10 protein-coding genes are annotated in these 12,168 nt (G+C 69.5%); all 10 read left to right on the top strand.

The features are described 5' to 3' along the window. The 10 genes from SOM10_RS12325 to SOM10_RS12280 all read left to right on the top strand — a co-directional run bounded on the left by SOM10_RS12325 (position 1) and on the right by SOM10_RS12280 (position 12,165). Positions 1-1,080, top strand: coding sequence for a DUF2207 family protein (locus tag SOM10_RS12325; protein WP_320490242.1), 1,080 nt, complete (start codon positions 1-3; stop codon positions 1,078-1,080). Between the two features lie 104 nt (positions 1,081-1,184). Beyond that, the gene (locus SOM10_RS12320; protein WP_320490241.1) at positions 1,185-3,596 is read left to right on the top strand and encodes a DNA polymerase III subunit gamma and tau; all 2,412 of its coding nucleotides are present in this window, start codon (positions 1,185-1,187) and stop codon (positions 3,594-3,596) included. Next, complete coding sequence (gene recR, locus SOM10_RS12315; protein WP_053097391.1) at positions 3,596-4,189, top strand: recombination mediator RecR; 594 nt, start codon at positions 3,596-3,598, stop codon at positions 4,187-4,189. Before SOM10_RS12320 ends, recR begins: the two co-directional genes overlap by 1 nt. Continuing rightward, positions 4,186-5,124 (top strand): DMT family transporter, encoded by a 939-nt coding sequence (locus SOM10_RS12310; protein ID WP_320490239.1) that lies wholly within the window; start codon positions 4,186-4,188, stop codon positions 5,122-5,124. Before recR ends, SOM10_RS12310 begins: the two co-directional genes overlap by 4 nt. 95 nt (positions 5,125-5,219) lie before the next feature. Next, positions 5,220-6,503, top strand: coding sequence for an aspartate kinase (locus SOM10_RS12305; RefSeq protein ID WP_053099207.1), 1,284 nt, complete (start codon positions 5,220-5,222; stop codon positions 6,501-6,503). A 243-nt stretch (positions 6,504-6,746) separates the two neighbouring features. Then, the gene (locus SOM10_RS12300; RefSeq protein ID WP_053097389.1) at positions 6,747-7,817 is read left to right on the top strand and encodes an aspartate-semialdehyde dehydrogenase; all 1,071 of its coding nucleotides are present in this window, start codon (positions 6,747-6,749) and stop codon (positions 7,815-7,817) included. An 83-nt stretch (positions 7,818-7,900) separates the two neighbouring features. Then, positions 7,901-9,373, top strand: a complete 1,473-nt coding sequence (locus SOM10_RS12295; RefSeq protein WP_053099206.1) for a malate:quinone oxidoreductase — start codon at positions 7,901-7,903, stop codon at positions 9,371-9,373. A gap of 7 nt (positions 9,374-9,380) precedes the next feature. Continuing rightward, positions 9,381-10,034 (top strand): thymidine kinase, encoded by a 654-nt coding sequence (locus SOM10_RS12290; protein ID WP_056279839.1) that lies wholly within the window; start codon positions 9,381-9,383, stop codon positions 10,032-10,034. Positions 10,035-10,172: 138 nt separating this feature from the next. Continuing rightward, positions 10,173-10,895: a FadR/GntR family transcriptional regulator gene (locus SOM10_RS12285; protein WP_320490237.1), complete on the top strand. Its 723-nt coding sequence runs from the start codon at positions 10,173-10,175 to the stop codon at positions 10,893-10,895. A 10-nt stretch (positions 10,896-10,905) separates the two neighbouring features. Continuing rightward, positions 10,906-12,165, top strand: coding sequence for an alpha-hydroxy acid oxidase (locus tag SOM10_RS12280; RefSeq protein WP_320490235.1), 1,260 nt, complete (start codon positions 10,906-10,908; stop codon positions 12,163-12,165). Positions 12,166-12,168: the final 3 nt, after the last annotated feature.

Below are 12,168 nucleotides of genomic sequence, written 5' to 3'. Positions count from 1 at the left end.
GTGCTGACCACCGCAGCGCTGTTCGGACTCGCGCCCGCGCTGCTGCTGCTCGTGCTCGCGGTGGTCGAGCGGGCGCGCTCGGTGCAGCGCGTCGCGTCCCCCGGTGCGCGGTTCAGCCCGGCCGAGGGTGCGACCGTGCTGCACGACGCGCTGCTGCTGAACGCGGATCGGAAGGCCGTAGCCGCCGCGCTGATCGATCTGGCCGTGCAGCGCAAGGTGCGGCTGCTGGTCGACGCCGACGCGGCGACCACCGGCAGGTCGCACCGGCGTGCACCCGTCGGCATGGAGGTCGTCGACGGTGCGACGTTCACGTCCGAGGAGCTCAGCGTGCTCGAGGCGCTGTTCGGGCCGGATCACACCCCGGGGCGGGTGCGACGGTTCAGTGCGGATGCCCGGGCTCTGCACCGCCGGGTGCGCGGTGTCCTCGACGAGGCGGAGAAGCGGCTCGCGGCCGCGGGGCTCATCGACCGGAGTCGACGCGGGTGGGCCACGTTCCTGATCCGCGTCGCCGCGGTGCTGGTGGGGGGCATCTGCCTTCTGCTGCTCATAGCCGCCTGGTCGGTGAGCGAGCAGGGTGCGGCTCTCTACGCCGTGCTGGTCGTCGGCCTGGTCGCGGCGGTCGCGGCGATCGTGGTCGCTCCGCGGGCGTGGCGCCGGTTCCGCCCTGCGGCGCAGCCGCTGCGCGCGCACCTCGCCGGGATGCGCGAGTACATTGCCCTCGCCGAGGCGGAGCCGCTGCGGTTCTCGCAGTCGACGGACGGGGCGGATCTGCGGGCGGACGTCTCGTCGGCGGCGTCGGCGGAACGACTGCAGAGGTTCCTGCTGAACGAGCGACTGCTGCCCTATGCGGTGCTCTTCGGTCTGGAACGGTCATGGACGGCTGCGCTGCACACCGAGTCGCAGGCCCTGCGGGTCGCCGAGGGGATCGAGGGCGCGATGGAGGTCGCGGGAGCCGTGGTCGAGGTGATCGAAGTGGTGGGTGGCGTCGTGCATCTGGTGAGCGCGGTCGGCGAGCTGGTCGACGCGACGGGCGGGGTCGTCGAGGTGGTCGGCGGCGTCTTCGAGGCCGCGTCGTCGTGAGCCTTCGCCGAACCTCGGCCGTCTCAGCGGCGCGTCGGGGATCCCGCGCGCGATCGTCGGCGCTCGTCTGCCTGAACGTCCGTGGCACGCCGTAGGCTGTTCTGGTGACCACAGCCCTCTACCGCCGCTACCGCCCCGAGTCGTTCGGCGAGATGATCGGGCAGTCCCAGGTGACCGAACCGCTGATGACTGCGCTCCGCGGCGACCGTGTCGGCCACGCCTACCTCTTCTCCGGACCCCGTGGATGCGGAAAGACGACGTCTGCGCGCATCCTCGCCCGCTGCCTGAACTGCGCGGAGGGCCCGACCGACGTGCCCTGCGGAAAGTGCCCGAGCTGCGTCGAGCTGTCGCGGGCGGGCGGTGGCTCGCTCGACGTCGTCGAGATCGACGCGGCCAGCCACAACGGCGTCGACGACGCACGCGATCTGCGCGAGCGGGCGACGTTCGCCCCCAGCCGCGATCGCTACAAGATCTTCATCCTCGACGAGGCGCACATGGTGACGCCGCAGGGGTTCAATGCGCTCCTCAAGCTCGTCGAAGAGCCGCCCGAGCACGTCAAGTTCATCTTCGCGACGACCGAGCCCGAGAAGGTGCTCGGCACGATCCGCTCGCGCACGCATCACTACCCGTTCCGACTGGTGCCCCCGGCCGCGATGCTCGAGTACGTCGAGAAGCTGTGCGGCGAAGAGGGCGTGGTCGCCGAGCGCGGTGTCCTTCCTCTGGTGGTCCGCGCCGGGGGAGGCTCGCCGCGAGACACCCTGTCTCTTCTCGACCAGCTGATCGCTGGTTCCGACTCGCCCGCAGGTTCCGAGACCGTGACCGTCGCCTACGAGCGCGCCGTGGCGCTCCTCGGCTACACGCACGCCGCGCTTCTCGACGAGATCGTCGATGCGCTCGCCGGCGCCGACGCCGCAGCGGCGTTCCCGGCGATCGACCGTGTGGTGCAGACCGGCCAGGACCCGCGTCGCTTCGTCGACGATCTGCTCGAGCGTCTGCGCGACCTCATCGTGATCGCGGCTGTGGGCGCGGGAGCGTCGTCGGTGCTCCGTGGAATCGCCGACGACGAGCTCGCGCGCATGCGCACGCAGGCCGATTCCTTCGGGTCGGCCCGACTCTCGCGCACGGCCGACATCGTCAGCGCCGCCCTCGACGACATGTCGGGCGCCACCTCGCCCCGACTGCACCTCGAGCTGATGGTCGCTCGCGTGCTCGCTGCGGGAGCGGATGCCGTCGCCGCCGTCCCGTCCGCACCGGCCGCTGCCACCTCCGCCCCGCCGCGGGCGTCCGCGCCTGCGCAGGCTGCTCCCGCCGCTCCCGTTGCTTCGTCGGCTGCTCCCGCAGCTGCTGCTCCCGCCGCTCCCGCCGCTGCTTCCCAGGCTGCGGCCGATCGACCGGCGACCACGACCGAGCCAGCCGGCGGGGAGACCGGGGAGCCCGACACGGCCGAAGCGACCCCTGCCGATGCGACGTCGAGCGCTGCACCGGCTGTCGACGCCGCACCGGCCGCCGATGTCGCAGCGCCCTCCGGGCCGGTCGCCTTCGAGCAGATCACCGCCGCCTGGCCGGCCGTCCTCAAGCGGCTCGAGAGCGTCAGCCGCACGTCGTGGCTGCTGGCCACCGCCGTCCAGCCGCTCGCATACGTCACGGAGACCGAGGTGCTGACTCTGGGCTTCACCAGCCAGCACGATGTCGCCAAGTTCAAGGGCACGACGCCGGGTTCGGGTCCCTCCGACCATCTGCGCGGCGCCATCGAGCAGGAGCTCGGCGTGCGCGTCAAGTACCTCCCTGCTCCGATGCCAGCGGGGGGAGCGCCTCGCCAGCCCGCGACGCCTTCATCGGGACGCCCGACCGACGACGCGCCCGCATCGGAGCCTGCGTCAGCGGACTCACCGCGAGCTCAGTCACCGCGATCGCAGACCCCGCACGCCGAGAAGCCGCGTGGTGAGTCGCCGAAGACGGAGACCGTGGCCGCTCGGTCGTCGGCTCCTCAGACAGGGAGTTCCTCGGGCCCCGTCACCGAGTGGGCGGTGGCGTCGATCCCGGCATCCGAGCTCGCTGAGCCCGCTCCGGTGACCGCTCCGCCGGCGGCGTCTGTGCCTGCTGCCACCTCTGCCGCAGCGGCGCCTCAGACGGCGGCGCCTCAGACGGCGGCGCCTCCGAGCCGCGCGACGAGTGACGTCTCACCGGAGATCCGAGACGACGCACCTCCGCCCATCGACGATGAGCCGCCGTACTTCGACGACGAGCCGCCCTACGACCCGTCGTACGAGCCGGCGCCGATGTCGCAGGCGGCGCCGCCCGCCGGAGGCTCGCCGTCGACCGCTCCCTCCGCGCGGTCGACGACCGCACAGGCATCCCCTGCGCGCAGAGTGGCTTCGGCCGCCGCAGCCCCGGCGATCACCGAGCGCGCCCCCGCCGGGGGAGTCCAGCGCTACGGCGAGGCCGTGATCCGCCAGGTGCTCGGCGCGACGTTCGTTCGCGAAGAGCCCTACGAGCCCCCGACGAGGTTCTCCTGATGTATGACGGCATCGTCCAGGAGCTGATCGACGAGTTCGGTCGACTCCCCGGAATCGGCCCCAAGTCCGCGCAGCGCATCGCTTTCCACATCCTGCAGACGCCGACATTCGACGTCGCGCGTCTCTCCGAGCTGCTCGTGGAAGTGCGGCTGCGGGTGCGCTTCTGCGAGATCTGCGGCAACGTGGCAGAGCAGGAACGCTGTGCGATCTGCCGCGACCCCCGACGCAATCCGGCCGTCATCTGCGTGGTCGAAGACGCGAAGGACGTCGCCGCGATCGAACGTACCCGCGAGTTCCGTGGCCTGTACCACGTGCTCGGGGGCGCGATCAGCCCGATCGCCGGCATCGGCCCCGACGACCTGCGCATCGCCCAGCTGATGTCGCGTCTCGGCGACGCCACGGTGCAGGAGGTCATCCTCGCGACGAACCCCAACCTCGAGGGCGAGGCGACTGCGAGCTACCTCAGCCGCCTGCTCACCACGATGCAGATCACCGTGTCCCGCCTCGCCTCCGGCCTTCCGGTCGGTGGCGACCTCGAGTACGCCGACGAGGTCACCCTCGGGCGCGCATTCGAGGGTCGGCGCGTGCTGTGAACGCACAGGGCGGCTTCTCGCGACGCGGGTGGCTGCTCTTCGGGGCCATGGCGCTGCTGTGGGGCGTGCCGTACCTGTTCATCAGCATCGCGGTCGAGTCCCTGTCGCCCCCCGCGATCGTCGCCGGGCGCACCCTCATCGCGGCGCTGCTCCTCCTCCCGTTCGCGCTTCGCGGCGGTGCGCTGAGAGCGGCGTGGAAGCACTGGCCCTGGGTGCTCGCGTTCGGCCTCGTCGAGATGGCGGGTCCGTTCGTGCTGCTCGGCCACGCCGAGATGACCCTGCCCTCGGGCATGACGGGTCTGCTCGTCGCGACCGTGCCGCTGTTCGCGGCGCTCATCGCACTGGGCGGGGGAGACCGGGGAGTCCTGCGCCCGGCGCGGGGGATCGGTCTTCTCGTGGGGTTCATCGGCGTCGCGATCGTCGTCGCCGGGCCCGGACTGTTCGGAGGCGAGGTCAGTCTGCTCGCGGCCGGCGAGGTGCTGCTGGTCGCCATCCTCTATGCGATCGCCCCCTTCATCGTCGCCCGAAAGCTGAACGACGTCCCCTCGCTCGGCACCATCACGCTGTCGCTGCTCATGATCGGCGTGATCTACCTGCCCATCGGTCTGCTCACGCAGCACCAGATGCCGACGCTTCCCTCGATCTTCGCGCTCCTCGCGCTGGCCATCATCTGCACCGCCGTCGCCTTCCTGGCATTCTTCGCTCTCATCCGCGAGGTCGGCCCCGTCCGCGCGCCGTTGTTCACCTACGTGAACCCGGTCGTGGCGATCATCCTCGGTGCGATCGTGCTCGCCGAGCCGCTGACGCCCGGGCTGCTCATCGGATTCCCGCTGATCATCGCGGGCTGCTGGTTCGCGGCCACCGGCGGACGCCTCCGTCCCCAGGCCGCTGCCCGAGCCGACCTGCCTGCAGTGCCCCTGCCGCCCGCGCCCTGACCCACCCGGGCGCGACCGTCACATGCGAAGAAGCGCATATGCGCCAAACGTAGAATGGGGGTGGGCGGATCCGCCCGACATCCCAGGGAGTGAACGTGGCCCTCATCGTGCAGAAGTACGGCGGCTCCTCAGTCGCCGACGCAGAGAGCATCAAGCGCGTCGCCAAGCGCATCGTCGACACGCGTCGCGCCGGCCATGACGTCGTCGTCGCCGTGAGCGCGATGGGCGACACGACCGACGAGCTGCTCGACCTCGCCAACGAGGTCGCGCCGATTCCCGCTCCGCGTGAGCTCGACATGCTGCTCTCGAGCGGTGAGCGCATCTCGATGGCGCTCCTGGCCATGGCCATCCACTCGATGGGCTTCGAGGCGCGGTCGTTCACCGGCAGCCAGGCGGGCATGATCACCGACTCGCAGCATGGCGCCGCCCGCATCGTGGATGTCACCCCCATCCGTCTGCGCGAAGCGCTCGACGAGGGGGCCATCGTCATCGTCGCCGGCTTCCAGGGCTTCAACCGCGACACCCGCGACATCACCACGCTCGGACGCGGAGGCTCGGACACGACGGCCGTCGCTCTCGCCGCGGCCCTCGACGCCGACGTCTGCGAGATCTACAGCGACGTCGACGGCATCTTCACGGCCGACCCCCGCGTCATCCCGAAGGCGCAGAAGCTCGACCACATCGGCAGCGAGGAGATGCTCGAGCTCGCCGCCAACGGCGCGAAGGTGCTCTACATCCGCGCTGTCGAGTACGCACGCCGTCACGGCGTCCTGATCCACGCCCGTTCGACGTTCTCGTCGTCCGAGGGCACATACGTTCTGGGCGAGGGTATGAAGAACCCCCGCGAAGCCGAGGGAGCAGCAGCCATGGAAGAACCGATCGTCGCCGGTGTCGCCACCGATTTCGGCCAGGCCAAGATCACCGTCGCCGGCGTTCCGGACGTGCCGGGCAAGGCGGCGGAGATCTTCAAGATCGTCGCCAAGTCCGGCGCCAACGTCGACATGATCGTGCAGAACGTGTCGGCTACGGGCCGCACCGACATCTCGTTCACGGTTCCCAAGGCCGATTCCTCGGCTGCGCTCAAGGCGCTCGCGGGGGAGCAGACCGAAGTGGGCTTCCAGAACCTGGTGCACGACGATCAGATCGGCAAGCTGTCGGTCGTCGGAGCGGGTATGCGGACGCACTCGGGCGTCTCCGCGACGCTGTTCGAGGCGCTGTCGGCCGGTGGCATCAACATCGAGATGATCTCGACGTCCGAGATCCGCATCTCGGTCGTGCTCCGCGACACCGACCTGGCCGAGGCCGCCCGCACCGTGCACACCGCGTACGGACTCGACGGCGACGCCGAGGCCACGGTCCACGCCGGCACCGGTCGCTGACCCTCGCCGATCGCGCGCGATCTGCGGAAGTGTCAGCTGATCCCGTCCGCGAATCGTGACTCGATCCGCAAAACTGACTCGGGATGCTGACCCGGCCCGCACCCCGCCCGACGGTCGGTCCTCGATCACCGGACGGCACGGTAGACTCACCGAAACCCTGACATCGGCGCCAGGCGCGGCATCCGCATCCCGACGTCGCGCCTGAAGCCTCGCATGCAGCACTGCACGACGCCAAGGAACATCATGACCCGCATCTCCGACTCAGGACTCTCCGTCGCCATCGTCGGCGCCACCGGCCAGGTGGGCACCGTGATGCGCGAGATTCTCGCCGAACGGTCCTTCCCGATCCGTGAGCTGCGCCTGTTCTCCTCGTCGCGTTCCGCAGGCACCGCCATCGAGTTCGGCGGCGCGACCGTCATCGTCGAGGATGTCGAGACGGCGGATGCCGCGGGCATCGACATCGCCCTCTTCTCGGCCGGCGCGACCGCCAGCCGCGCATACGCTCCCCGCTTCGCCGAGGCCGGAGCCGTCGTCGTCGACAACTCCAGCGCCTGGCGCAACGATCCCGAGGTTCCGCTGGTCGTCAGCGAGGTCAACCCGCACGCGATCGACGACCGCCCTCGCGGCATCATCGCCAACCCGAACTGCACGACCATGGCAGCCATGCCGGTTCTGAAGGCGCTGCACGCCGAAGCGGGTCTCGAGCGCCTGATCGTCTCGACCTACCAGGCCGTCTCCGGTTCGGGTCTCGCCGGTGCGCAGGAGCTCCTCGGGCAGGTCGAGGGCGTCCTCGCCCAGGGCGACACGCTGCGCCTCGTGCACGACGGCTCGTCGATCGACTTCCCGGAGCCCGAGAAGTACGTCGCTCCGATCGCGTTCGACGTCATCCCGTTCGCGGGCAACCTGGTCGACGACGGTCAGAACGAGACGGACGAGGAGAAGAAGCTCCGCAACGAGAGCCGCAAGATCCTCGAGCTGCCCGACCTCCGTGTCGCCGGCACGTGCGTGCGGGTTCCCGTCTTCACGGGCCACTCGCTCTCGATCAACGTCGAGTTCGCCCGCGACATCACGCCGCAGCGCGCCGCCGAGGTGCTCGCCGCAGCCCCCGGTGTCGTCCTCGACGAGGTGCCCACGCCGCTCCAGGCCGCGGGCAAGGACCCGAGCTTCGTCGGACGAATCCGCGCCGACCAGTCCGCTCCCGAGAACAAGGGCCTCGTGCTGTTCATCAGCAACGACAACCTGCGCAAGGGCGCGGCGCTGAACGCGGTGCAGATCGCCGAGATCCTCGCCGAGCGCCTGGTCGCCATAGCCTGACCGCATCGCGGTCATGCGGATCCGGTCTCGCCGGACGGCCCCGCGTGGTCTGTCGTGCCGTGACCGCGAACTAGACTGTCGTGGTGACCGAAACCGTCGATGTCGTCTTGATCGGTGGTGGCATCATGAGCGCCACCCTGGGTACCCTTCTGCACGAGCTGCAGCCGGATTGGAAGATCGTCGCGTTCGAGCGACTCTCCGATGTGGCTCAGGAATCGTCGAACCCGTGGAACAACGCGGGCACCGGCCACGCGGCGCTCTGCGAGCTGAACTACATGCCGCAGCAGAAGGGCGCTCCGCTCGACCCCGCCAAGGCCGTCTCGATCAACGAGCAGTTCCAGCAGAGTCGTCAGTTCTGGTCGTCTCTGGTCGATCGCGGCGTGCTCGATGCGCCGTCGACCTTCATCAACGCGACGCCGCACATGACGTTCGTGCGCGGTGAGAAGGACGTCAAGTACCTCAAGGACCGCTACGAGGTCCTGAAGAAGCAGCCGCTGTTCGAGGGCATCGAGTACAGCGAGGATTCCCGCGTCATCAACAAGTGGGCGCCGCTGCTCATGCAGCAGCGCCGTAAGGGCGAGCCGTTCGCGGCCACCCGCGTGCCCGCCGGAACCGACGTCGACTTCGGTGCGCTGACGCACCAGCTCTTCGACCACCTCACCGAGTCGGGCGTCGCGCTGCGCACCAACCACGAGGTCAAGAGCCTGAAGAAGCAGAAGGACGGCACCTGGCTCATCAACTACCGCACGACGATCGGTCGCACGCCGAACCAGATCAAGGCGCGTTTCGTGTTCGTCGGCGCCGGCGGCTGGGCGCTCAAGCTGCTGCAGCGCTCGGGCATCCCCGAGATCAAGGGCTACGGTGTCTTCCCGATCGGCGGGCAGTTCCTCAAGACCTCGAACCCGAAGATCGTCGCACAGCACAAGGCGAAGGTGTACTCGCAGGCCTCGGTGGGCGCCCCGCCCATGTCGGTCCCGCACCTCGACACGCGCGTGGTCGACGGCGAGGCCTCCCTGATGTTCGGCCCGTTCGCGACCTTCAGCCCGAAGTTCCTCAAGAACGGCTCGATGCTCGACATCGTGTCGCAGGTGCGCACGCACAATCTGTGGCCGATGCTGCGCGTCGCGTTCGCGAATCCCGACCTCATCACCTACCTGGTGGGGGAGCTGCTGAAGAACCACGCCAAGAAGGTCGACAGCCTGCGCACGTTCATGCCGACGGCGAAGGACGAGGACTGGACGCTCATCGACGCGGGGCAGCGCGCCCAGGTCATGAAGAAGGACCCCAAGAAGGGCGGCATCCTGCAGTTCGGCACCGAAGTGGTGTCCGCGGCCGACGGTTCGATCGCCGGTCTGCTCGGCGCCTCGCCCGGCGCCTCCACCGCCGTGCCGATCATGCTCGATCTGCTGAAGAAGTGCTTCCCCGACGAGTACCCCGGCTGGGAGTCGGAACTGCGCGAGCTCATCCCGACATTCGGCGAGCAGCTGAACAAGGACCCCGAGCTGGCGGCGAAGTCCACCGCGGCGACGGCGGCCACGCTCGGCATCAACGAGTAGCGCGCCGGTGGCGAAGCTCTACTTCCGCTACGGGGCGATGAACTCGGGCAAGTCCACCTCGCTGCTCCAGGCCGCGTACAACTACGAGGAGCGCGGCCAGCACGTGCTGCTCGCGAAGCCGGCGATCGACACCAAGGGTGCATCCGAGATCGCGAGTCGACTCGGTGTCACGCGGCACGTCGACTATCTCATCGCTCCCGATGCGGACGTCCGCGAGCTCTTCGACGAGCACCGGGATCGCGTGCGCCGTGCGGTCGCCGATGAACCGGTCCGCGGGGGGTCGATCGATGTCGCCTGCCTCCTGATCGACGAGGCGCAGTTCCTCACGGCGGAGCAGGTCGACGACCTCTTCCGCATCGCGATCGAGGACGGCATCCCGGTGATCGCCTACGGCATCCGCAATGACTTCCTCACCCACGCCTTCCCGGGGTCGGCTCGTCTGCTCGCGATCGCGCACTCCCTCGAGGAGCTGAAGACCATCTGCCGCTGCGGGCGCAAGGCCGTCTTCAACGGTCGTGTGATCGGTGGCCGGTTCGTCTTCGACGGCGACCAGGTCGCCATCGACGAGGGCGCTGACGGATCGCTGGCGCCGGAGATCACGACCTACGAGTCGCTGTGCGGCGCGTGCTACCTCGAAGAGTCGGGTGGGCGGCTGGGCTGAACGCCCTCGCGTCCTGCTCCGCCCTCGGGCGCTGTGTCGTCGTACCCCGATTGCGTGGTCTGACCACACACGGTACTGTGGTCAGACCACAGCCGCGTCGAGGATCGATGCCGCCGATGCACACGATGAGGAGAGCGGATGCCGGAGCAGCCAGCCCGCGCCTGGAGGCTCGTGCTCGAACACGTCGAGAGCGACCTGCTCGACGGGCGTCTCGGCCCCGGTGATCGTCTCGCCTCGGAGCGCGAGCTCGCCGCAGACCTGGGTGTCGGGCGCTCGAGCGTTCGAGAGGCGCTGCGCGTGCTCGAGGTCATGGGGCTGATCCGCACCTCGACCGGCTCGGGGCCGCAGTCGGGCGCGATCGTGATCGCGACCCCGTCCGGTGGCATGTCGACGCTTCTGCGCCTCCAGGTCGCCGCACAGGGCTTTCCGCTCGCGGACGTGGTGCAGACCCGACTGCTGCTCGAAGACGCCGTCGTCGCCGCTCTCGCGAGCCAGCACGCGCCCGATCTCACCGCGGCGCACAGCGTGCTCGATGCGATGGACGTCGGCACCCTGACGCCTGACGAGTTCCTCGCCCTCGATGCCCAGCTCCACCTCGCCCTCGCGGAATCGAGCGGCAACACCGTCGTCGCCGCGATCATGGCGGGCCTGCGCACCTCCATCGAGTCGTACGTGCAGCAGGGCGCCTCATCCATCGCCGACTGGGATGCCATGGCAGACCTGCTGCGCGCCGAGCACCGAGCCATCATCGAGGCCATCGCCGCGGGTGACGCGGCGACCGCCCAGACCCTCGTCCGAGCGCACATCACCGGCTACTACACCGCGGCGGGGCTCACCCGCAGCGTCCGACCCACCGACTGAGAGGACAGCCATGGTCCAGCGCCAGGTTCCCAACCCCGCAGAGCTTCTCGACCTGATGAAGTTCAAGAAGCCCGAGTTCAACGGCAAGAAGCGCCGTCTCGACTCGGCGCTCACGATCGACGACCTGCGCACGATCGCCAAGAGGCGCACGCCGAAGGCCGCGTTCGACTACACCGATGGCGCCGCCGAGGGCGAGCTGTCGCTCACGCGGGCACGCCAGGCGTTCCAGGATGTGGAGTTCCACCCCGGGATCCTCCGGCCGGCTCCGGATGTCGACACCGCGGTCGAGATCCTCGGCGGCCCGTCGGCGCTCCCGTTCGGCATCGCGCCGACCGGCTTCACGCGTCTCATGCAGACAGAGGGCGAGGTCGCCGGCGCGGGAGCGGCGGCGGCGGCCGGCATCCCGTTCACTCTATCGACCCTGGGCACGACGTCGATCGAGGGCGTGAAGGCCGCCAACCCGCACGGCCGCAACTGGTTCCAGCTCTATGTCATGCGCGACCGCGAGATCTCCTACGAACTCACTCGGCGTGCTGCCGCCGCGGGCTTCGACACGCTGCAGTTCACGGTGGACACCCCGGTCGCCGGAGCGCGGCTGCGTGACAAGCGCAACGGCTTCAGCATCCCGCCGCAGCTCACGCTCGGCACCATCATCAATGCCATCCCGCGTCCGTGGTGGTGGTACGACTTCCTGACGACCCCGAAGCTGGAGTTCGCGTCGCTGAGCACCACCGGCGGCACGGTCGGCGAGCTGCTCGACGCGGCGATGGACCCCACGATCAGCTACGACGACCTTGCGGTGATCCGTGACATCTGGCCGGGCAAGATCGTGATCAAGGGGGTGCAGAACGTCGAGGATTCGGTGCGCCTGCGTGACGCCGGCGTCGACGGCATCGTGCTCTCCAACCACGGCGGGCGGCAGCTCGACCGCGCACCCATTCCGTTCCACCTTCTGCCGGAGGTCCGGACCGCCGTGGGCGACGACTTCACGGTCATGGTCGACACGGGGATCATGAACGGCGCCGACATCGTCGCGGCGGTCGCGCTCGGAGCGGACTTCACCCTCATCGGCCGCGCCTACCTCTACGGCCTCATGGCCGGCGGCCGTGCGGGCGTCGACCGCACGATCGAGATCCTGCGGACGGAGATCGAACGCACCATGCGTCTTCTGGGGGTCGCCTCACTCGCGGAGCTCGAGCCGTCGCACGTCACTCAGCTCACGCGCCTCGTGCCGGTCGCACGCGCCGCGTCGGAGGTCGTCGTGCGCTGACCT

The organism is Microbacterium sp. CFBP9023 (assembly GCF_034045055.1).
Taxonomy (GTDB): domain Bacteria; phylum Actinomycetota; class Actinomycetes; order Actinomycetales; family Microbacteriaceae; genus Microbacterium.
Note: the sequence above shows the minus strand (reverse complement) of the source record. Positions and strands in the feature narration are given on the sequence as shown.